Origin of the sequence: Trinickia dinghuensis (assembly GCF_003367175.1) — a bacterium.
Taxonomy (GTDB): Bacteria; Pseudomonadota; Gammaproteobacteria; order Burkholderiales; family Burkholderiaceae; genus Trinickia; species Trinickia dinghuensis.
Map to the genome: position 1 here is coordinate 54,414 of NZ_QRGA01000008.1, position 21,227 is coordinate 75,640.

The following is a 21,227-nucleotide window of genomic DNA, read 5'->3' on the forward strand; positions in this document are numbered from 1 at the left end:
ACAGGGAGCCAGTCGCCAGTCTACGGTTGCACGGAGACGATGTTTCTCAGTCAGGTACCGCTGAAACTGCAGTTGGCTCTGACACAGCGTCGGCGGCGCTAGTATAGGTACATCAGCGCACGATCACGTTACCCGGGAACATTTTCGGGAGTTCGTCGTCGCCGTAGTCTGCGATGAAGCTAATCGAACTCTCGATGAAGTCGGGTCTACCATGTTCGAGCGGCCGTGGATACATCCTGAAGAGTCGTCCAAAAGGGACGCGGATATTTGCAGAATGTGACGCATCCTCCTTTATCCATTTGGCAAAATTGAACGTCCGCATGTCTGCAATCGCGCTTCGCGCTCCTTCTTGATTCGCGATAAAGACAGCTCCAAATTCGCCAGGGGGAATTTGTTCGATAGCCTCACCCAGCACAGACATCGGTCCCCATGAGCGCTTCTTGACTGCCTGTTCGTTGGTGTTCACCCACCGAAGGCCGACTGGCTTCTCAGCAGCATCGGTCGTCGACTCCTCGTGATTTTCGACGCGACACACGAGACCATCCCATTCTGCGAGATCGGAATTCCAATCGAAGACCTCATCAAGCATGATCGGCGAATACATGCGTGTACGGACGCCAATGGGCTTGAAATGAGGTAGCTCCGAATAGTCCCACGTTCCCCAAGGCTGAGTCTCGGGCGGCTGAGAGCCTAGTAGATGCCGGCATCTCAACAAATATTCAACTATTTCATCAATCGGTGCCGCTTGCGCCTCGACGGAAAGGTTCAGCGAAAACGTGCCCCACATACCTGCACTTCGCGCGCCAGCGTCGAGCTTGACGAAGAGCTCACGCATAATGAGCTCTTCTTTGATCTCATAACTCGTAAGCGCCCGCTTGCGCTTGCATTCAATGACCAGCGGATAGGGATCGTGGCATCGCAGGTCTGGCGTTTTTCCGCCCTTCGGGTCGAGGAACTCAATAGAGCGCCCCATTACGGAGCAGCCCGCAGCCACCAGAAGTTCGAACATGGTCGAGTCCACCTCGTTCGGCGCTCCGTTCCAGAGCGAACGGATGCGCTTTCGGGCGCCCGGAATCTCCGACAGCACGTCGATCCGGTGAGCAAGCCGTGCAATTTGAGGTATCAAGCTTGCGCCGGCAAACATGTCGTACGTTTGGCTTCCCGAAAGGAAGGTATCGCAGGTACGAATGCACTGAGCGAAACGATGTATCCGCGGATTCTCGATTTCTGGGACAACCCCCTTGACGATTGAGAGTATGCCGTTCGTTCCCGCACCCCAGGGCAAATCCAATTCCAGTTCGCGATATTCACGCAGCTTGGTCCCTGGTAGCAGCTTCAGAAGCTGCTCGTACGTTCGCTCAAGCAGAAGATCCACACGATCGTTCGCCGGCACCTGGTCTGCGGTCAACTGCTCGCGATGGTAGCGCGGCATTTCCTCACCGGACCTTCCCATGGACTCAAGGTCCGCATCCGTTACTTCGAGAAGTACTTGCATCCTCTGGAGGATCTCAGCGCTGCGCTCATGGATGGCAAGTGTATCCTCTTCGACCTGTCGCATGGCGCGTTCGGTCTCGTCGGACGGATTTTGGGCGAAACTCCGCCTAACTTCAGCGAGCCGGGGCAGCATCGCTTTTATCTCAAGGTGGTTCGCATTCCACTCTGCTTCGAGCGCAGCAAGCGCAGACCTGTCTTCGTCATCCAGCTCTCTCATCGTCGTCCTTGTCGTCGGCAAGTCATGATGGATTGTCGGTGATTTGCCGATTGATGTCGAACGATCAACGGTGCGTACGTGTGGCTATGGACAACCGGTGTGGGCTGCCAGAAAAGTTTGTCCTCAGAGTGGCCCCTTTAACTGCGCTAGTGGCGGGGCGTGTCCTCTATCTTGATCGAGAAACCAAAGCCCCGGCAGCGCGATGTCAAGTTGTGGGGATGCACCTTGCGGATTCCAGCGGATGTGATGAGCCGGACCGACAACGCGATCACTGAGATCGGCGTTCACAAAGATCTAGGCGGTAGGGGACCGCTTGCGGGGCACAGCAGACGCTTGAATGTCCAATGAGACTAGCAAGCCGGCGGCCGAACTTGGGCTGAATCCGGCCCGACGATGAGGTGCGCACCGCACCGTTGGAAAACGCGACGACGACAGATGCCGTCGCCCCTCTCCGGACCTTGAACTCGGCCTCATCTACGGCTGCTTTGATGTGTTTAACGGCCATTCCCACATCCGAGTCGGCTGGCAAATCGTTGCCCGTGACTGATTTTTGCGGCTTCGGGAAAGCCGATTGGATCTCGTCCTGACTTTCTACCGCTCCAATCCGCCATCGGGTGAGAGTCTTTCCTGTGCCGATGACCTCACCCGACTTACGAAGGGCGAGAGCGAACGATCGCTGGCCAAGTTGCTCGGGTGTGGCCGCGCTACAATCGGCCGACTGCGGCAGGCGTCGCCGGAGACTGCAGCCACTCTCACCGCGGAGCAAGCATGGGAATAACCCGCATCGAAACGGCAGACGTCGAGGCCTTCGAGCGCCGTGTGCGCGAAATTAGGCACGGCCTAATCACGTTTGACGGGTGCATGCAAGCCGGCAAGACGGAACTGATGCGCGAGATCGCGCGTCGCCTCGGGGTGCAAGGGCTCGACCTCGATGATTTCGTCGAGCGTCAGCAGGGCGTGTTTGTCGAAGCCCTGCGGCTTCAAGAACTGACAGCCGCGATTGAGCAAGCGCGCGCGAAGTCCGGAGTCGTCCTGCTATCTGGCATTTGCATGCTCGAAGTCTTGGACCGGATTGGGCGCGAGTCTAACCTGACCGTGTACGTTCAAGCGAACAACCAGGATGGCACGCCCGACGACATCGACCTCATTGGAGCCGAAACCGGACGACGCCCAGACTTGATCGAGTTTTTTGGCGAACTCGAGGACGAATGTTTCTCGTATCACGCACGGTATCGCCCGCGCAACGGCGCTGACGTACTATTCATCCGGCCCCTGGAACAAGAGCAGCCGACCAGAGTGACGCCGGCACACGAGCGCTAACGATTGGAAAGCCCATGGCAACGGACGGAATAAAGAAAAGTGCTCGCAGCAAAGAGGACCTGCTGGTAGCCCTCTCCGAGCAAATCGAATTGTTGAAACTCGGGTGCCGGAACTTCGACTCGGGCAACGAGATTGAAGCCAAAAACATAGCAGTTCGCCTCAGAGTCCTCCTACACCAAACGAAGCAATCGCATGCCTTGCTCGAGCAACTCGGGGTGAGGAATGGGTATTTCGTCAATACGGCCCATCGCTTGAGACCGGAGAATCGTGGCTCTGATTTCGCGCTGACCTCCGTTCTCCTCGATTCAATGTCCGGTGCAAAATACGTCCCGCTTCTGACCTCGCGAGTTGGGAGTGTACGGCCATCCAAGAGAGTGTTTTCTGATTGGTGGAATACCCCTGTTATCAAGGATCAACGCGGAAACACGTTCTGCCGCCGGGACTTGGTCCTTGCCGTGTCGAACCAAGATGGTGGCGCACACATCGACCCTACGATCGACGAAGCGTATAGGCGCCTGACGCGCGAAAACTCGCTGCTGGTATTCTTCAGTACCGGCCCTGGAACTGCGTACGCGATGGGCAATCCTGTGTTGGCAAGCATCAGGCAGATCGCCTACGAGGTAGGGGAAACGCTGCGGACAAAGACTCCAAGCGCCTCGGCTTTTGGTGGTGTCACTGAATAGATGTCAAGTCGCAAAGGAGGCGCCCATGGCGCCACCGATAATTGATCTGTCCGACCCTGAAATGGTCAAACGCGCACTGCTCGACGAGGATGCCGATGTCGGGGCCGAGTGCGCCGCGCATCTGGACGGCGAGCTCACAGAGCTCGCCGACGCGCTGGCGGTCTGTTTCCGGGTCATATCATCGAGGCCAATCGCTGCGACCCAGCGGTGTAGCAGCCGGGCATATTGAGCGTCGACAGGTTCGGTGCGTATGGCCCCGGCACGGGAACAGAAAATCCGTCGCCTTCACTCCGCGGGTTTCGATCCAGGCTCCGAGGCTCTCACAGGTCTGTTCCGCGATCTCGACTTGCACCGGCTGCGGGGTCTTCTGCTGCCCATCGGCAGCGCATACCAGCAAGTGCCACGATGAAGACGATCAAGGTCGTTGACAACAACCTGATCGATGTCGGGGATCAGCGCCATCTGTAGCATGCCGTATGCGACTATTTCACGCCGCTGCAGCGTACAGTTCTGTAAGATCACCCATCTATTCGGATATTTTCAAGACGAATGAAGACCACCACCCGCGCTCCGCTCGACACGGGAAACACGACTACTACGAGTCGCTTGCTACACGATCGCGTGCCGTCCGGATCAGGGATGTTTCTCGTGACTGCCAGGCGCAACGTGTCCGACTGGTTTGAAATGAAACAGGAACTACCGCCTGCAATGTTTCACTCGCGGGCCGCCCTCGAAAGTTGGGCCCAGGGGAACGGCATCAATGTTCAGCCGTTCCCTAACGCGTCTTCTGACAAGACAGTCCTATTGCGCAAGCTAGGCAGCCAACCGGAATACGAAGCTCTCTGGGTCCGCGTGGACTTTCGTGAATACCGCAACGTGATGAAGAAGTACCTTCGGCGATTCTATCTCTCGAAAAAAGATCATCGCGGTAAGCAGCTTTCGAAGGATCGTCAGGTTTCAAACGAAGCGGTTTTGGAAGCCGCCGCCAAACATTTCGATGCCGACCACGTCATCGCTCGACATCGTCTCGGCAATCACCGCATCAACGGCTGGGTGATGCTGCTGCCTGTCCCCAAGGGCTCGAATCGTGGATTCGGCAGCAGGGTTGAGAAGTGGGCATCTCGGGTGGCAAAGGACGTCCCGACTATCGCCATCACTCCTTTGCTCCTTCTTAAGCTGTACGGCGTTACCTCACCACCGAAGGACAAGCTCAACTTCGACAAGTTTATGGAAATGCTCGCGATGACGATTGAACCCTTTTCGGGGAAGGAAGACCTCGTCGAAGCCGTTCGCAGCGAAATCCTGGCGCAATGGCCCGAGTTGCAGCAAATCGAGAACTGTTCAGCCGCACTGCGGCGAAACCCGTAGGACTTTCCTCACCTTGCCGGCTGTTGACGACGTCTGAAAAAAGCCCCCCAGCGGCTGACCCATTCAATTGCGTTTGATAGTGGCCGAGAGTGTTATACCAACGGCTTCGTGTTCCTATGCCAATCGCCGCACAAAAGCCGAACGCCGCGTAATCAGGATGTCCCGCGACAGGCCACGTTTTGCCATCGCTCGATGAGGAAATGTGCTCGCTCCGCATAGCCTTCTGTACAGCGTACATTGATGGACACCGCGTCCCTCCCCAGTATGGAGTTTCGCGAAGTGTGTCGGCTTTCCTGCCATTTAGTACCGAGTACCGCCATTCAATACCCGGCGACCAGACCGTTCTGAGCCCGATTAGCCTGTGGCAAGCGTACTATACTGCGCACCCAAGATAGACATTCACCGTATTTTATTATCATGACTACCGGCATGAATGACTGTCCAGGCGGACCGTCCCTGCCAGGCTTTGATGCCTATCAGGAACAGTTTGTATTGTACTTCTCTAAGGAAAGTATCCCGGGATTGGCCTCCAGCCAAGTCCCGGTAGATCGAGTTTATATTCACCTCCGGCAGAAGCCTGCGGTTGCTATAAACTCTTAATAGTGCTGGTGAGGGGTTGTAAATGCCCCTCACCAGTTAAAGAGGAAGAGATTATATTCGCCTCACGGCTACTATAATCTCTTTAATAGATCGCTTCGCTTCGCTCGCTCACTATCACACAAACCCCTCCGTAGGTTCCCCTCACGCAATTTGCGTGAGAGAAAAGGTGATGCGACTGCATCACCCGGGCCTATATGATAAGTATCGAAAGCGATAAAATTTATTTAGAAACACGAATTCCTTCTGTACAGACTATCAGGCGTGAGCGCCCTATCGTCTGGACAGAAAGAATTCGTTGTGTGTTATGTTTTTCTCCTGAGAGGAAAATCACACACGTTGTTCGAATGTTGCTCGCACAACGACACTGCGAGCGATGCGCCATTCAGAAGCGCGCACATCCCTCAAAAAGAACGCGTGGGGCGCGCCGGCAGTCGGCACGCAACGCACCTAACGGCCCGGAGCGCCGTTCCGTGCATCCGACGCAGTTGGCTTTACCCGATAGTCACGAACCGCTTAGAAGGGTCATATTCGGACAAAATCAATATAGCCGATATTTTCTTCGACGATTTGTCCCAAAATTGGCACGTCTGTAAAGTTACGTGCCCTCGCCGAACCGCACGATGTACAAGCGGTTCAGCCGGCCCACCTCTGATTGCGTGCATCCGAGAAATGCGCGGATCGACACGAGATTGCGCTTTAGGCTAAGCAGTGTCGTGCAGTCGGTGGTATTCGATCTATACAATCGGTACACCGCGTAAGCTACAGAAGGAAATTGGTATGACCGCGCGAGCCCCTGATGCCGACCGTTTGAACCATTTGCGATATGCCGTCATCCCTTACTACGTCCAGGGGGTCCGGGCGGGAATCTCTGCGTTAGATCTGAGCGCAAAGCACGACCCGCTCACGCCCTTGGAGCTCCATCTCGATGGTGTCGAGGCTCCTGTCTATAGCACAATCTTGACGGCTCACACGCAAACCGCGTCATCGATTGCCGCACTCTATTCGCGCCTGCTACTCGAGTTCCTCGGGCTCAAAAGCACAGGCAAACCTTCGGCCCTGGTGACAATTCAGGGCCGAAAAAATGGTGACATCGGAATCGAGCATTATGTTCGGGACGATGACTCCGCGCTGAGCAAGCTAGATCCGTCATGCGTGGACTACTTCGCTGACAGCTCGAATGTAGAGCGCGCGTGGATTGTGACGTGCGATTTTGCAGGGCAGAGACTCGCGCACGTTACGGACGACTACAAACTCGACGGCCTAGACGTAACGCCGATGCTCAGGCGCACATTCGAAACCATTCCGGAATTGGTATCGCACGCATTCTTCGCCGTCGCCAACACGCAGGCGATGAGAGCGCCCCCCCGCGATGATTTTGGGCTCTGAGTGACGAAAGGGCCCGTAAAGACGGGCCTTTCGGGGATCGAAGATCATCAGGGAGCCTTTCGCGCTATGCGCGAGGAATTCCTTTCGGTAGCCTTCTACAACCCCGCTACCGCTCTTCATCGCGGCTTATCGGCTACTCCCGGCACTGGTACCGTCTCAGCTTGCACCGTCGGCTGTCGCGACAGACCTCCTTGGAGCTCGCCCGTCTGCAGCCGACGGGCAAAGCTTTCCCCCATTCTCCCGTCGGGCGCACTTATGTCGGGAGCGTCATTTTTTGTCGCGACTGCCAGTTGTGAATCCACCGTCGTCCCCACGCCGGCTTTTCCTTCCTTACAACCCGCCTCAGCATCCACCAGTAAGCCGCCACAGTGCGGGCATGTTTCGGGGCGGTTTGAAGCTTTTTGCAACCCTATGGCTTCCTTCTGCATCCGATGTAGGGATGTCTTGAAACCACTAAACGACAGCTTCAGCCCGCGTCCAGCCAACGCGGCCCATATCTGGCGTTGGGTATAGCCTTGCACTAGCAAGGCGTTTATTTCAACCTCAAGCCCTCGGAGCTGTGCAGCCGCGCTTCCTGGCTCCTCTCCGAGCTCAAGATCCCGCAGCGCTTCCAACAGTGATGCTTTCGGCATAGTGGCGAATCAGTTAGCAATCCAGTGCAGCATTTTGAAGTGTAACGAAACTATCTGCAACTGACTGCAAGCCCGCCACTCAGGCCACGGCTGGCCGCCCTGCGACGCCGGCCAGCGGTACGCACCCGCTTCCTGCGCGTCCTTCTCGTCAATGTTTGCAAACGTGATAACGCCGGCTTGAGTCGCGGTGGTTAGCTTGTCCTTGGCGAAGTAGCGCGGCGCACCCTCGATCATCATTCAAGCACCACTATTCATCACACATCGAAGCCCTCACCGAGCAGGCGCCTCGCTCCGCCGGCCCGCGTCTCCGCTGGAGCGCTGTAATGGCCGTATTAAAGCCAAAGGGAAGCAACTTATCACCATTGGGGAACATTCTTGTCGGTGGCCCATCGAAGCGCTAAGATGCTCTCGACCCATCACTTTCAAGCTCATGACTGTTGCCGACATCAATTCGAAACGGGATGTCCTACACCCGACCAAACGCAAACGGCAGATGCCGCTTGACCCCGCCCACCAACTTTTGGCGGGCCGGCCGGCATCTAGTGTCGAAGAAAAGGTGTGGGGCGACTTGATACATCTGCCCACCGAGATCGCTCGCCGCTACGGTGCGGATCGATTCGATCTACTAATCTCTGTGCGCGTAATCGTGCAGTGCTTCGAGAAGCTTGCGCGCATACAACGCTGGCAACCCGGTTTTTTTCTCGTATCCATTACTGAAAATGGCGATCGATATCTAGACGTAAAATTTCCAGGCACCTCAATATTGGAATTTTTTACAACATCTACCCGCGATAGAGTCTTATCTATCGGAATTAATTTCGCGAGTTGCGACATACATCCTTATTTTTCGCTCTTATGCGAAGTGTTCCAGCAGGGGACGAAATTTGAAATTGAGGGTTGGCAATACAAGGTAGAAGACATCGCCGACCGCTATTCTCTCGACCAATCGCGTTTTAAATTTCTGAACCATCCCCACGTCTACTACATTTGCGATCATCTCAATAATTTTTTTGCTGCTCTGTACCAAATTACGCGAAACACACGGGAAAAAGCGAAATCGTTCCGCCGAACACCTACCGAAAACAGGCGCCGCTTGATGCAGTATGCTTGTCACTTGCTGGATGGCGAACCTCAGACTATGGTTGCCCACCTCACGATCCGTAGAGATACAAAGGTGATTGGTAGCGATCCACCCATCCCTCGGAGTCGATCAGAGGAGTTACGAGCAAAGCTAACCAAGCACATTAAACGCGAAATCCCTAGGAGCGATTATCTCGGACATGCTATTTTACTCAAGCATGACGCGATATTAGGATGCTGGCTGGAAGCGTTCGTATTTTTCACCAGCAATGCACTAATAGGAGATTCCGACCTAATGACAAAACTCGTCGGCCGCTGGAATGGGGAAATCGGTCCGAGCCGTGCGGGATGCGTTGGTGAAATGTTGTTTCGCACTCACTTCGGTGCAGACACGCGCTATCGCTCGACTTTGGAGCGAATCGTTCTTGTATGTGAACCCGATTTTTATTCCCGAGTGTCCGCGGACGGCCTCCACCGCTTCTGGTGCACTCAGTCGCCAATCGGAAAGCTTACCCAGAGGACGCGACAAAGCAAACGTCGGGAAGCGCAAAAGAAAAGAGCTGCCAATGCCGAGAGATCGCCCATAAGCCGTCTCCATGAAATTGCGATAGCCGACGACGATGAGCTTTTGCAGGGCGTCCGCTGGACGCAAAAGCGAGCGCAGCACGCCAACAAAATATCAACGAGGAACCGGAAAGCAGCGCAAAAGCGTTCGCCGCAAAAAGGCAGTTCCGATGCCTCGGCACCTGGGCATGCACCAACGTACATGACGGCAATCAGCTACGTATCGGTCGTCGCTGCCAATGACGCCCTCCATGATCTACGCGACCACGACGCAGGCGCTCCGGTAACTTCGCAGGAGAACGCTTCCGCTACAAACCTGCCACCCTGTCCATCAATCGAAAACAACGGAACCGCGTCATCGACTGACAGTACTCCAACGATTTCGGCCGCTCATCGGCATGAGATCCGCCTGGAACGTCGCAAGAGGGATATCAAGGAAAGCGACGAGAATCGCGAACGGATAGAGGTAGAAGTTCGCAAAAAGAGAAATTTCGTGCGCAAGCCAGAAGACTGAAGCGCAGCCGATAAGACCATCGGCTTCCTCTGCGACTAAGCGGAAAGTTACCAGCCCTAGAAAGCCTGTTGACAACGTTTCACGCTTGACCACTCGAGGCCTGTGCAATAACCCATGCACGCACCTGCTCTTCGTCCCACCCCACCGCACCGTTCTCGCTCGTGCTTAGAGAAAAGCATCGCGGGAAAGTCGGGTCGTAATACCTCGACCGAGAGTCCATGCGGTTGTAAATCGAGCTGCGCCCGAGTCCAGTTAGCTCGATCACGCGCGGCAAGCGGGCAATCTTGCCGACTTTCCATTGCTCAATGCCGGAGGTGGGCTGCGGTAATCCGGCCACATCAACTCGACCGCCCTTCGAGTTCAGGCCATTCTCTTTGACGCCGACAACGTGGCCTTCAGACTCACCGCTCATCGGCGACACGGATTCCACCGCAATCGGCGCCAGCACTGCAACCGGCATAGTCGCCGGAGCCGACGTACGCTCGGGCTCCGGCAATTGTTCATTGCGCTCAGTATCGACGCTTACATCGCCGTCGTCAGGCACAAGGCCGCAACGGTTCAAATAGGCAATCGCAGATTCCCTCGGAATGAAACTGCCCGCCACCAGGAACGCTACGGGAGCATGTCCAGCATCGACAGCCCTGAGCTGACCGCGCGCAAGCTCGTCGCGTAATGCCTGTTGATGACGCTTCTGAATCTCCTTCTGCTCCTTCCCGTATCGCTCGATATCGGCGGCCGTCACCAGAATGGGTTCCCATAACGGCCGCTCCTTAACCTCGAACCAGGCATCGAGAAACACAGCCCTTTCGTCGTCCGAGATCGGATACCTCAGGGGTGGCAGGCTGTGCAGAATCTCTTGCAGTGCACGCCGATCGTCCTCATCAAGCGGATACGGCGCAGGCAGCTCAACAGGTCGACTCGGAGGTACTGGATCAAGAGGTAGATCAAGTGCGCGCACTTGGTCGGTGCCAGGTGAGAGCGGTTGATCCGCTGGGCTTGCGCCGTCAGAGACCAGCACCGATTGAAATTCGGCCGGAGTCGACCACTTCTCGTTATCCCCGGGCGGCGCCATCCAACCGTGATGCCTCACGAGCTTTCCGACGATGCACTCGATACCTCGGTAGTGCTCCTTGCCCGTCGGACGCACGGCCTCGGCGATGGCCATGCAAAAGCTCCAATACGCGACGAGAGGACCGGATGGAAGTTTGACGCGACCTTGCACTTGGACCCCGTTGGACTGTTCTCGTACTTCTGCGAGTATAAGTGAGCCCGAACGCTCCAACGACCTCCGGAATTCGGTTTGCCGCAGTCACATTACCGGCGGCAACGCCCCACCGCTCGTCACGATCAGGCGACGTCGGCCGTTGGGAGTTGATAGGCCAACGCTCCCTGATGGGCCGACTGATGGGCTGGAATAGAAAAAGCCCCGTAAGTCCTTGAACTTACGGGGCTTTGTCACCGCCTATTGGCGGAGACGGAGGGATTCGAACCCTCGATCCAGGTTTTGGCCCAGATGCTCCCTTAGCAGGGGAGTGCCTTCGACCTCTCGGCCACGTCTCCCAAACTTTACGTTGCGCCGGGAGGCAGCGCAACGAGACCAAGATAATAACGGGAATGGTTACGGAGGTCAAATCATGTGATGCAATTTTTTTCCGCATCACCGACCCGCCCGGCGCGGCCGCAACCGCATGGCCAAACCCGCTCACAACATGACAACCACAACAGCAAGAACAACGGGCCGACAAAGCCGGCCCCTCGCCGCTTACGCCTGATCGAGTTCGAACACCTTATGCAGCGCGCGCACGGCGAGCTCCATGTACTTCTCGTCGATCAGCACCGAGATCTTGATTTCGGAGGTCGAGATCATCTGGATGTTGATGCCCTCTTCCGACAGCGTGCGGAACATCTTGCTCGCGATACCCACGTGCGAACGCATGCCCACGCCGACGACCGACACCTTCGACACGCGCGGATCGCCGACCACTTCCTCGGCGCTCACATGACCCTTCACGTGGTTGACGAGGATGTCCATCGCGCGTTGATAGTCGCCGCGGCCCACCGTGAACGTGAAGTCGGTCTTGCCGTGCACGCTCTGGTTTTGAATGATCATGTCGACGTCGATGTTCGCGTCGGCAACCGGGCCGAGAATCTGATAAGCGATGCCCGGCTTGTCGGGCACGCCGCGCACCGCGATGCGGGCTTCGTCGCGTTGGAACGCGATACCGGAGATAACTGCTTTTTCCATGGTCTCGTCTTCTTCAAAAGTGATCAGCGTGCCCGATTTCATTTCTTCTTCGAGCGAAATCATCGGGTCGGTCAGACTCGAAAGCACACGCGTCTTCACGCGATACTTGCCCGCGAACTCCACCGAGCGGATCTGCAGCACCTTCGAACCGAGGCTGGCCATTTCCAGCATTTCCTCGAAGGTCACGCGATCGAGCCGGCGCGCCTCTTCCACCACGCGCGGATCCGTCGTGTACACGCCGTCGACATCGGTGAAGATCAGGCATTCATCGGCCTCGAGCGCCGCCGCAACCGCCACGGCCGACGTATCAGAGCCGCCGCGGCCGAGCGTCGTGATGTGGCCTTCGGGATCGACACCCTGAAAGCCCGTGATCACCACCACTTTCCCGGCTTCGAGATCGCGCTGCACGCGCTCGCCGTCGATCTCGCTGATACGCGCTTTGGTGTGCGCGCTGTCGGTCTTGATCGGCACTTGCCAACCGGCATAGCTCACGGCCTCGACGCCAATGTCTTGCAGCGCGATCGACAAAAGCCCCACGCTGACTTGTTCGCCCGTCGACGCAATCACGTCGAGCTCGCGCGGGCTCGGTTGGCTCGAAATCTCTTTCGCGAGACCGAGCAAGCGATTGGTTTCGCCCGACATCGCCGAAGGCACGACGACCATCTTGTGGCCGGCTTGATGCCATTTCGCGATGCGCTTGGCGACGTTCTTGATGCGCTCGACCGAGCCCATCGAAGTGCCGCCGTATTTATGTACGATGAGTGCCATTGTCGTTCTGAACTGGAGGAGAAACCGCGCCGATGCGCCAAGAGCAGAACCGCATGACTGCCGTTCGGTCTCGCGGCCTCGTGAGCGCTACGACGACGAAGGATGGCTGCGAAAACGTGGGTGCAGCAGTGCGGATTGCCCGGATGCGAAGCGCCTTGCTAAAAGCCTATCGACGGCGCGGGTAGCGCGAAAAATAGGCCGCGAATGCGCGAAATGCGCGCAAACGGATGCGAAAGCGGATCGGGCGAGCCTTCGAGCGTACTTGATCGAGGACGAAAAGACAAGCGTATGACGGCCCTCCGTGTCAATCGGGCACGACGCCATAAGCCCCATGCATCGGCCCATCCAGGCACGGCCTCGCGAGACGGCGCTCCCGCCGCCATCGCCGCTTTCCCCTCTGTCGCGGTTATGTCACGCGATCAGCAAGTCCAAGCGCCATTCGAGCCGCCGGCGCTCGCCTCGCCGCTTCGACGAGGGCAACGCCTGCTCGACGGCGCCGTTCAAGCCCAGACGCGGGACGAACAGCAACGCATCCCCGACGTAGATGAGCGGGACGTCGCGCTCCCACGCAGGCACCCCAAGCTCCTGAAAAAGGTTCTTCAGCGTGCGTGCCGCGCCGCCCGGCATCCGCTGCATCCGCTCGCCGCCGGTGCGCGAACGCGCGCACAGCGTTGCGCTGGCAAGCACCGCGGCGGACACCGTATCGGGGCCCGTATCGTCGTCGGCTGCCGGCACGAATACGATCGATCCACGCCATTGCGGCAAGTGCCACACCTGCTGACCGCTCCAATCGAGGTGCTCCATCCGCTTCGGCGCACCGGCGCCGCTCGCGGCATCGGAGTCGGCGTCGAAGTCGTGGGCTTCGATGCCGTCCGGCTCTTGTGGATACAGAGCGCTCGGAGGCGACGCCATCTCGTCTCGCGCCTCACGGGATGCGTGCGGTGCGAGCGGTTCAAGCGATTCGAGAGCCGATCGGTGCTCGGACGGCCGCTGCTCCCAATAGATCTTGTCCCGGTACATGCGTAAGCGCGCACCGCCATGCATGACACCGAGCCCGTGCCCATTACGCGCTTCGCGCAGTTGGCGCAGCATATCGGCCAGACGCGCCGCCGACGGTATCGGCAGCCCCGCCGCGCGAATCCAAACGCGCATCAAGTTCATTGCGCGGGCGTCGTCGAGCGCGGTCAGCCCCTTGCGCGACAATGCGGCGCCGTCGTCTCGCCCGACCGTGCGCAAATCGATGCGCGCCAAATCGTCGAGCAGCCGCTGCGCCGTGGCCGCATGGCGTGCCGTGCGCGAAAGCGCATCGCGAAAACCGGGAAAGCGCGTGGCCAAAACCGGCAGGACGTCATGCCGCAACGCATTGCGCGCGTAGCGCGTGTCCGCGTTCGATTCGTCCTCGATCCAGCGCAAGCCGCGCAAATGCGCGTAGCGTTCGAGTTGCGCGCGCAGCAAGGGCAGGAATGGGCGCACGCGCGGCACGGCGGACGATTCGTCGGTCCGCTGCGGCGCCATCGCCGCGAGCCCGGCCACGCCAGCACCGCGCAGCAACTGAAGCAGCACGGTCTCCGCTTGATCGTCGGCATGATGCGCGAGCCACAGCGCCGCGGCGCCTTGTCTCGCGCACATGGCGTCGAGCGCTTTATAGCGCGCGTCGCGCGCGGCCGCTTCGAGGCTCTCGCCGTTCTCTCGCCGCACCCTCACGTGTTCGGCGTCGAAACGCACCCCCATGGCGTGCGCCGAAGCCTCGCAATGCGAGAGCCATCGATCGGCGTTCGGGCTGAGCCCGTGATGAACGTGAAGCGCCACGCAGCGCGCCGCGCCCGCAACGCGCACGGCCGCGTCCAGCAGCACCGTGGAGTCGAGCCCGCCGCTATAGGCGATCGCGACGATCGCGCCGGCGGGAATTCCGGAAAGCACGCCGCCGAGGGCATCGAGAACGATGCGCTCGGCGGCGGAATCGACGGAAGCTTTCACTTCAAAGCTCTGTGAGGGAATACACGGCCGGCCACTCGCACCCGCCCCGATACCCGGTCATTCAAGCACCCGGGAACGATTCCTTGAACTTGCCGTAGGCCATCAGCCGTTCGAAACGGCGTTCGCGCAAATCGGGCACGCTCATGCCTTGAAACTGCCGCAGCGTGTCGGCCAGCGCACGGCGCAGCAGCGCGGCCATGCCCTTCACGTCGCGATGCGCGCCGCCCAGCGGCTCGTTGACGATTTTGTCGATGAGGCCCAGCGCCTTCAGACGATGCGCCGTCAAGCCGAGGGCTTCGGCCGCTTCGGGCGCCTTCGCCGCGCTCTTCCAAAGAATCGATGCGCAGCCTTCGGGCGAAATCACCGAGTACGTCGAAAACTGCAGCATCAGCAGGCTGTCGGCCACCGCGATCGCCAGTGCGCCGCCGGAGCCGCCCTCGCCGATCACCGTCGCGATGATGGGCGTTTTCAGCTCGGCCATGACGTACAGATTGCGGCCGATCGCTTCCGATTGCCCACGCTCCTCGGCGCCGACGCCGGGATACGCACCCGGCGTATCGATGAACGTGAAGATCGGCAGGCTGAACTTCTCGGCCAGGCGCATCAGCCGTTCGGCCTTGCGGTAGCCCTCGGGGCGCGGCATGCCGAAATTGCGCGCGGCGCGCTCCTTCGTGTCGCGGCCCTTCTGCTGGCCGATCACCATGCATGCATGACCGTTGAAACGGGCCAAGCCGCCGACGATCGACAGATCATCCGCATACGACCGATCGCCGTGCAATTCGTGAAAATCGGTGAACAACTCGTTCACGTAGTCGAGCGTGTACGGACGCTGCGGATGACGTGCGATCTGCGAAACCTGCCACGGAGACAGACTCGCGTAAAGGTCCTTCGTGAGCTGCTGGCTCTTCTTCGACAACCGCTCGATCTCTTCCGAAATATCGACAGCCGAATCGTCCTGCACGAAGCGCAATTCTTCGATTTTCGCTTCGAGTTCCGCGATGGGTTGTTCGAAATCCAGAAAGGTCGTTTTCATATGTTCGTTCCTAGAATCCTGCGGCAGCGCGTATTCTAACCGTCTGCGCCCCGTTCGAAATCGAGCAAAACTATCGATTCGCGCAACTCAATAGTTTATTCAACCAGCCCTTCCAGGCTGCGCCACATGTACCAGGTCGCCACCGTACGCCACGGCTCCCAGTTCGCGGCCACCTCGCGCACCTCGCTGCGCGTCACCGGCTCGCCGCTGAAGTAATTGACGCTGATGGCCCGGGTCAGGCTCGGGTCATCCAGCGGCAGGACATCGGGCCGCGACAGATTGAAGATCAGGAACATCTCGGCGGTCCACCGGCCGATGCCGCGAATCTGCGTGAGCTCCGCGACGACGGCTTCGTCGTCCATCGACGTCCATTTGTCGACGTGCAGCGCACCCGACACGAAATGCTGCGCGAGATCGAGCAGATACTCCGACTTGCGCTTCGACAACCCGCAAGCGACGAGCTTCTCCTGGCCGAGCTTTTTGAATTGCGCCGGCGCAAGCTTCGGACATGCGGATTCGATGCGCTCCCATACCGCCTGCGCGACTTGCACCGACACCTGCTGACCGACGACGGAACGTGCGAGCGTCACGAACGGATCGTTGCCGTTCACGAGGTGCACGGGGCCGAACTTCGGAATGAGCCGTTTGAGAATGCGATCGCGCTTGACGAGATCGGCGCACGCGCGATCCCAATACGCGGGGGGCCTGACGGCCGGCTCGTCCGGCACGGCCATCTGCACGGGCGCGGCGGCGCCGTTCGGCTTGACCGCGGGCGCTTTCTTCGCCGCGGCGGCACGCTTGGCCGCCGCCCTCTCGTTCGTTGCAGCGGGTGCCGCCGCTGCGGCCGCGCGCGCGTCGCCCTTGCGACTGGCGCGTGCGGGCGCCTTCCTGGCCGTTGCCATCTTGCCTCCTGCCTGGCGAGTCGATTAGCGCGACGTGCGATGCACGGTCGTCATACGCGGCGCCATTCGGTCAGCCCGCCCGGTTTGTCTTCAAGTGCAACACCGGCATCGAGCAATTCGCCCCGAATCCGATCTGCCTCGGCGTAGTTTTTTGCATGCTTGGCGGCCGTGCGCTCGGCGATCTTCGCTTCGATCGCAGCCGCATCGAGCCCCTCGGCGTCGCGCGCGCCCGCCGCTTGCTGCAGGAAGGCGCGCGGCTCACGGCCGAGCAATCCCAACGTGCCCGCCAGCGCGCGCAGTTGCCGTGCCAATTGCGCGTCGCGCGTGCGATTCACTTCCGTCGCGAGTTCGAACAGCACGGCCACGGCGACCGGCGTATTGATGTCGTCGTTCATCGCCTCGCGGAAGCGCACCGCATGCGCCTCGCTCCAATCGAGCGGCGCGCCGTCGGGCACGACATCCGTGAGCGCGGTGTACAACCGCGTCAGCGCCGCGCGCGCATCGTCGAGATGCACGTCGCTGTAGTTGATCGGCGAACGGTAATGCGCGCGCGCAAGGAAAAAGCGCACGACTTCCGGATCGTACTTCGCGAGCACCTCGCGAATCGTGAAGAAGTTGCCGAGCGACTTCGACATCTTCTCGTTGTCGATCTGCACGAAGCCGTTATGCATCCAATAATTGACGAACGTCTGTCCTGTCGCGCCTTCGCTCTGGGCAATCTCGTTCTCATGATGCGGAAACTGCAGATCCTGTCCGCCACCGTGCAGATCGAAGTGCTCGCCGAGCAGCGCGCAGCCCATCGCCGAACACTCGATGTGCCAACCCGGACGGCCGGGACCGTAATTCGAATTCCACGTGCACTCGGGCGGCTCGCCCTGCTTCGCCTGCTTCCACAGCACGAAATCGAGCGGATCTTGCTTGGCGTCGTTGGCCACGACCCGCTCGCCCGCGCGAAGATCCTCGAGCGATTTGCCCGAAAGCGCGCCGTAGCGCGCGAACTTGCGCACGGCATAGTTCACGTCGCCGTCCTTCGCCTGATACGCATAGCCGTTCGCGACGAGCGTATCGATCATCCCGAGCATCTGAGGAATGTAATCGGTGGCGCGCGGCTCGATATCGGGACGCCCGACACCGAGCGCATCGGCGTCTTCGTACATCGCCGCGATGTAGCGATCGGTAACGGCCTTGATCGTTTCGCCGTTTTCAACCGCGCGCCGAATGATCTTGTCGTCGACGTCGGTAATGTTGCGCACGTATGTCACTTGGTAGCCGAGCGTGCGCAGCCAACGCTGGACGAGATCGAATACGACCAGGAGCCGCGCATGCCCGATATGGCAATAGTCGTAAACGGTGATCCCGCAGACGTACATCCGCACTTCGCCGGCACGGCGCGGCACGAACGTTTGCTTCTCACGCGCGAGCGTGTTGTAGATGCGCAGTGATTCCATAGAGACGATGCGTGACCTTTGGGCAATCCGCACTCGGCGACGCGCGCTTCGCAGCATTTCGCGACGAAGCGCAAACGGCTTGCGCGGTGCGAACGTCCTTGCGCGACGAGTGCTTCGAGGCGAGCGGCGCGACAGGCGACCACGACGGGCGGAAGGACCGTTTGCCGTTCGAGGAAACCGGCAAACGTTTTGTTAGAATGGGCCGGAGTATAACACCCAGACCCGAGCCTATGAAACCTTCCAGCGGCCGCACGCACCGTAGCGCGGCCCTCTTTGCCGCTTCCGTTCTGAGCCTTGCGCTCGCGGCTTTCACGAGCGTGGCAGCCCATGCGCAAACGCCTCCGGCGGTGCGCGACGACACCCCGCAAATCGATGCATCGATCGCCTCGCAAAACTGGAGCGCGGCGCTCGCCGAACTCGACGCCCGCATCGCCTCGAATCCGCACGATGCCCAAGCGAAATTCAAGCGCGGCGCCGTCCTCGCCCGCTTGAATCGCGACGACGACGCCATCCGCCAGTTCGTCGAACTGACGCAGCTGTATCCCGAGCTGCCCGAGCCGTACAACAATCTCGCGGCGCTCTACGCGAAGCACGGGCGCTACCAAGGCGCGCGCACGGCGCTGGAAACGGCCGTGCAGGCGAATCCGAGCTACGGCCTCGCCTACGAAAACCTCGGCGACCTGTACCTGCACCTGGCGGAGCAGTCGTACAAGCGCGCGCAAGGTCTCGGCCAAGCAAGCGCCTCGGCGGCACAGCGCGTGGCGGCGATCGACAAGATCGTCTCCGGCGGCGAGGCGCCCGCACCCGCTCCCGCTCCTGCCGCGCATCCCGAGCATGCCACGGTCCCCGTCCCCGAGTCGCATTTGCCGGGTGTCGAATTCGGCGGCTCGAGCGGCCCGTTCCCGGTTCAGCCTTACGTCGCGCCGTCGCACTAGCGCGGCTTTCGCACCGATCCTTTTCGCACCGATCTCTTCCAAGCCGAGGACACTACTCATGAAAAGCTTTTGGTTGGCGCTCGGCGGCGCCGCTCTCATCGCGAACGCGCCCGCCTTCGCGCAAACGAATGCCGCTGCCGCGCACCCGCAAGTGCTGCTGAAAACGTCGGACGGCAACATCAAAGTCGAGCTTTATCCCGAGCAAGCGCCCAAGACGGTCGCGAACTTCCTCGACTATGTGAAATCCGGCCAATATAGCGGCACCATCTTCCATCGCGTGATCCCCGGCTTCATGATTCAAGGGGGCGGCTTCACGACGAGCTACGCGGAGAAGCCCACGCGCGCGCCGATTCCGCTCGAAAGCCGCAACGGTCTGAAGAACGCGGCGGGGACGATCGCCATGGCACGCACGGGCGATCCGAACTCGGCAACGGATCAGTTCTTCATCAACACCGTCGACAACGCGGGGCTCGACTATCCGAATCCGGACGGCAACGGATATGCGGTATTCGGCAAGGTCGTATCCGGCATGGACGTCGTGAAGAAGATCGAAGCGACGCCCACCACGACGCGCGGCGCGATGGAGAATGTGCCGCAACAGCCGATCGTGATCGAATCGGCAACGGTCGTTTCGAAATAACGAGAACCAACGAGAAACAACGCGGCATAACGCTCTTCCCCGCCGGCGCGCCCCGCGCCGGCCTGCCTCTCTAGAAAGGAACCCATCATGGTCGAACTGCATACGAACCACGGCGTGATCAAGCTCGAACTCGACGCCGACAAAGCCCCGAAGACGGTCGAGAATTTCCTCAATTACGTGAAGAAAGGCCATTACGACAACACCGTTTTTCACCGCGTGATCGACGGCTTCATGATCCAAGGCGGCGGCTTCGAACCCGGCATGAAGCAAAAGCCGACCGATGCCCCGGTCGACAACGAAGCGAACAACGGCCTAAAGAACGTCAAGGGCTCGGTCGCCATGGCGCGCACGAACGATCCGCACTCGGCAACCGCCCAATTCTTCATCAACGTCAACGACAACGACTTCCTCAACCACACGTCGCCGACGCCGCAAGGCTGGGGCTACACGGTGTTCGGCAATGTCGTCGAAGGGCTCGACGTGGTCGAGAAGATCAAGAAGGTGCGCACGGGCTCGAAAGGCTTTCACCACGACGTGCCGCTCGACGATGTCGTGATCGAGAAAGCGGTCGTGGTCGATTGAACACGAGCATCATCCGAGATGCGGGCATCTCGGGGCGGCAAGATGCGGGGCCTCGCAACGTCGAGGCCAGCGTGCCGCACGAGCACGGCCACGCGCGCCCTCACGCGCCGCGGCCGCTCCTGCTCATCTCCGATCTGCATCTGAGCGCGTCGATTCCGCACACGGTCGACGCGTTCGAGCATTTCATCCGCGTCACGGCCGACAGCGCCGATTCGGTCTTCGTCCTCGGCGATCTATTCGAGTACTGGATCGGCGACGATATGCTCGGCGCCGATCCGTTCGCGGCGCGTGTCGCGGCGCTTCTGCACTCGCTGTCGGAGCGCGGCATTGCCTTGTACGTGATGCACGGAAATCGCGATTTTCTGCTCGGCAAGCGGTTCATGAAGGCGGCCGGGGCGATCTGGCTGCCCGACCCGTTCGTGATGACGGCGTTCGGCGCGCGCATCGTGCTCGCGCACGGCGATGCGCTGTGCACGGCCGATCGCAAGTATCAAACGTTTCGGCGCTTCGCGCGGTGGCGCGCGGCGCAATTGCTGTTTCTCGCATGGCCGTTCAGATGGCGGCACGCGCTGGCCGAGCGCATGCGCGCTTCGAGCGATGAGGGTCGTACGCGGCCGCCGTCCCCGCTTTACGACGTCACGCACGAAAGCGTCGAGGCCCTGTTTCGCACGAGCCATACGACGACGATGATCCACGGGCACACGCACAAGCCTGCACGCCATCAGGAAGCGGGCGGCACGCGCTGGGTGCTGCCCGATTGGGATCTCGATCACGGCACGCGCCGAGGCGGCTATCTGCGCATCGACGCCGAAGGCATCCACGCCCTCCCGCTCGATTGA

At 59.7% G+C, this 21,227-nt stretch carries 18 protein-coding genes and 1 tRNA gene; 10 read left to right on the forward strand and 9 right to left on the reverse strand.

Annotated features, from left to right (window positions below):
• Positions 1-112: 112 nt before the first annotated feature.
• Positions 113-1,711 carry a hypothetical protein gene (locus DWV00_RS14950; protein WP_115534383.1) on the reverse strand — a complete coding sequence of 533 codons (1,599 nt, stop codon included), beginning with the start codon at positions 1,709-1,711 and terminating at the stop codon, positions 113-115.
• Positions 1,712-2,572: 861 nt separating this feature from the next.
• On the opposite strand from DWV00_RS14950, the gene DWV00_RS14955 reads away from it, so the two are divergent.
• The 5 genes from DWV00_RS14955 to DWV00_RS14975 all read left to right on the forward strand — a co-directional run bounded on the left by DWV00_RS14955 (position 2,573) and on the right by DWV00_RS14975 (position 7,068).
• Positions 2,573-3,031 (forward strand): nucleoside/nucleotide kinase family protein, encoded by a 459-nt coding sequence (locus DWV00_RS14955; protein ID WP_115534384.1) that lies wholly within the window; start codon positions 2,573-2,575, stop codon positions 3,029-3,031.
• Positions 3,032-3,045: 14 nt separating this feature from the next.
• Positions 3,046-3,714 carry a hypothetical protein gene (locus tag DWV00_RS14960; RefSeq protein ID WP_115534385.1) on the forward strand — a complete coding sequence of 223 codons (669 nt, stop codon included), beginning with the start codon at positions 3,046-3,048 and terminating at the stop codon, positions 3,712-3,714.
• A gap of 25 nt (positions 3,715-3,739) precedes the next feature.
• On the forward strand, positions 3,740-3,943 hold the full coding sequence (locus DWV00_RS35085) for a hypothetical protein (RefSeq protein ID WP_181885465.1): 204 nt from the start codon (positions 3,740-3,742) through the stop codon (positions 3,941-3,943).
• A 320-nt stretch (positions 3,944-4,263) separates the two neighbouring features.
• Entirely contained in the window at positions 4,264-5,082 is an 819-nt protein-coding gene (locus DWV00_RS14970; RefSeq protein WP_147297903.1) for a hypothetical protein, read from the forward strand.
• Positions 5,083-6,459: 1,377 nt separating this feature from the next.
• A complete protein-coding gene (locus DWV00_RS14975; RefSeq protein WP_115534387.1) occupies positions 6,460-7,068 on the forward strand; it encodes a hypothetical protein in 609 nt (202 codons plus the stop codon).
• 641 nt (positions 7,069-7,709) lie between these two features.
• Here the strand turns inward: DWV00_RS14975 and DWV00_RS14985 are convergent.
• Positions 7,710-7,937: a hypothetical protein gene (locus DWV00_RS14985; RefSeq protein ID WP_115534389.1), complete on the reverse strand. Its 228-nt coding sequence runs from the start codon at positions 7,935-7,937 to the stop codon at positions 7,710-7,712.
• Positions 7,938-8,130: 193 nt separating this feature from the next.
• On the opposite strand from DWV00_RS14985, the gene DWV00_RS33695 reads away from it, so the two are divergent.
• Positions 8,131-9,858 carry a hypothetical protein gene (locus DWV00_RS33695; protein ID WP_147297904.1) on the forward strand — a complete coding sequence of 576 codons (1,728 nt, stop codon included), beginning with the start codon at positions 8,131-8,133 and terminating at the stop codon, positions 9,856-9,858.
• Between the two features lie 79 nt (positions 9,859-9,937).
• On the opposite strand, the gene DWV00_RS34370 is transcribed toward DWV00_RS33695, so the two are convergent.
• From DWV00_RS34370 to cysS, 7 genes are all read right to left on the reverse strand, one after another.
• Positions 9,938-11,023 (reverse strand): AlpA family phage regulatory protein, encoded by a 1,086-nt coding sequence (locus tag DWV00_RS34370; RefSeq protein ID WP_220274703.1) that lies wholly within the window; start codon positions 11,021-11,023, stop codon positions 9,938-9,940.
• Positions 11,024-11,324: 301 nt separating this feature from the next.
• A tRNA-Ser gene (locus tag DWV00_RS15000) sits at positions 11,325-11,418 on the reverse strand.
• Between the two features lie 202 nt (positions 11,419-11,620).
• A complete protein-coding gene (locus DWV00_RS15005; RefSeq protein ID WP_115534391.1) occupies positions 11,621-12,871 on the reverse strand; it encodes an aspartate kinase in 1,251 nt (416 codons plus the stop codon).
• A 411-nt stretch (positions 12,872-13,282) separates the two neighbouring features.
• Positions 13,283-14,848, reverse strand: a complete 1,566-nt coding sequence (gene tilS, locus DWV00_RS15010; RefSeq protein WP_115534392.1) for a tRNA lysidine(34) synthetase TilS — start codon at positions 14,846-14,848, stop codon at positions 13,283-13,285.
• A 61-nt stretch (positions 14,849-14,909) separates the two neighbouring features.
• Entirely contained in the window at positions 14,910-15,881 is a 972-nt protein-coding gene (locus DWV00_RS15015) for an acetyl-CoA carboxylase carboxyltransferase subunit alpha (RefSeq protein ID WP_115534393.1), read from the reverse strand.
• Positions 15,882-15,976: 95 nt separating this feature from the next.
• Positions 15,977-16,783: a DNA-3-methyladenine glycosylase family protein gene (locus DWV00_RS15020; protein WP_115534394.1), complete on the reverse strand. Its 807-nt coding sequence runs from the start codon at positions 16,781-16,783 to the stop codon at positions 15,977-15,979.
• Positions 16,784-16,833: 50 nt separating this feature from the next.
• On the reverse strand, positions 16,834-18,231 hold the full coding sequence (gene cysS, locus DWV00_RS15025; RefSeq protein ID WP_115534395.1) for a cysteine--tRNA ligase: 1,398 nt from the start codon (positions 18,229-18,231) through the stop codon (positions 16,834-16,836).
• Between the two features lie 230 nt (positions 18,232-18,461).
• On the opposite strand from cysS, the gene DWV00_RS15030 reads away from it, so the two are divergent.
• The 4 genes from DWV00_RS15030 (at position 18,462) to DWV00_RS15045 (ending at position 21,227) form a co-directional block, all read left to right on the forward strand.
• The gene (locus DWV00_RS15030; RefSeq protein ID WP_181885466.1) at positions 18,462-19,166 is read left to right on the forward strand and encodes a tetratricopeptide repeat protein; all 705 of its coding nucleotides are present in this window, start codon (positions 18,462-18,464) and stop codon (positions 19,164-19,166) included.
• A 58-nt stretch (positions 19,167-19,224) separates the two neighbouring features.
• Entirely contained in the window at positions 19,225-19,806 is a 582-nt protein-coding gene (locus DWV00_RS15035) for a peptidylprolyl isomerase (RefSeq protein WP_115534396.1), read from the forward strand.
• An 87-nt stretch (positions 19,807-19,893) separates the two neighbouring features.
• Positions 19,894-20,388: a peptidylprolyl isomerase gene (locus DWV00_RS15040; protein ID WP_115534397.1), complete on the forward strand. Its 495-nt coding sequence runs from the start codon at positions 19,894-19,896 to the stop codon at positions 20,386-20,388.
• A 26-nt stretch (positions 20,389-20,414) separates the two neighbouring features.
• Positions 20,415-21,227 carry a UDP-2,3-diacylglucosamine diphosphatase gene (locus DWV00_RS15045; protein ID WP_115534646.1) on the forward strand — a complete coding sequence of 271 codons (813 nt, stop codon included), beginning with the start codon at positions 20,415-20,417 and terminating at the stop codon, positions 21,225-21,227.

What these genes read in the sequence shown, in the direction of transcription:
- DWV00_RS14950 (WP_115534383.1), bottom strand. Translation starts at nt 1,711, where the DNA reads ATGAGAGAGCTGGATGACGAAGACAGGTCTGCGCTTGCTGCGCTCGAA.
- DWV00_RS14955 (WP_115534384.1), top strand. Translation starts at nt 2,573, where the DNA reads ATGCAAGCCGGCAAGACGGAACTGATGCGCGAGATCGCGCGTCGCCTC.
- DWV00_RS14960 (WP_115534385.1), top strand. Translation starts at nt 3,046, where the DNA reads ATGGCAACGGACGGAATAAAGAAAAGTGCTCGCAGCAAAGAGGACCTG.
- DWV00_RS35085 (WP_181885465.1), top strand. Translation starts at nt 3,740, where the DNA reads ATGGCGCCACCGATAATTGATCTGTCCGACCCTGAAATGGTCAAACGC.
- DWV00_RS14970 (WP_147297903.1), top strand. Translation starts at nt 4,264, where the DNA reads ATGAAGACCACCACCCGCGCTCCGCTCGACACGGGAAACACGACTACT.
- DWV00_RS14975 (WP_115534387.1), top strand. Translation starts at nt 6,460, where the DNA reads ATGACCGCGCGAGCCCCTGATGCCGACCGTTTGAACCATTTGCGATAT.
- DWV00_RS14985 (WP_115534389.1), bottom strand. Translation starts at nt 7,937, where the DNA reads ATGATGATCGAGGGTGCGCCGCGCTACTTCGCCAAGGACAAGCTAACC.
- DWV00_RS33695 (WP_147297904.1), top strand. Translation starts at nt 8,131, where the DNA reads ATGACTGTTGCCGACATCAATTCGAAACGGGATGTCCTACACCCGACC.
- DWV00_RS34370 (WP_220274703.1), bottom strand. Translation starts at nt 11,023, where the DNA reads ATGGCCATCGCCGAGGCCGTGCGTCCGACGGGCAAGGAGCACTACCGA.
- DWV00_RS15005 (WP_115534391.1), bottom strand. Translation starts at nt 12,871, where the DNA reads ATGGCACTCATCGTACATAAATACGGCGGCACTTCGATGGGCTCGGTC.
- DWV00_RS15015 (WP_115534393.1), bottom strand. Translation starts at nt 15,881, where the DNA reads ATGAAAACGACCTTTCTGGATTTCGAACAACCCATCGCGGAACTCGAA.
- DWV00_RS15020 (WP_115534394.1), bottom strand. Translation starts at nt 16,783, where the DNA reads ATGGCAACGGCCAGGAAGGCGCCCGCACGCGCCAGTCGCAAGGGCGAC.
- cysS (WP_115534395.1), bottom strand. Translation starts at nt 18,231, where the DNA reads ATGGAATCACTGCGCATCTACAACACGCTCGCGCGTGAGAAGCAAACG.
- DWV00_RS15030 (WP_181885466.1), top strand. Translation starts at nt 18,462, where the DNA reads ATGAAACCTTCCAGCGGCCGCACGCACCGTAGCGCGGCCCTCTTTGCC.
- DWV00_RS15035 (WP_115534396.1), top strand. Translation starts at nt 19,225, where the DNA reads ATGAAAAGCTTTTGGTTGGCGCTCGGCGGCGCCGCTCTCATCGCGAAC.
- DWV00_RS15040 (WP_115534397.1), top strand. Translation starts at nt 19,894, where the DNA reads ATGGTCGAACTGCATACGAACCACGGCGTGATCAAGCTCGAACTCGAC.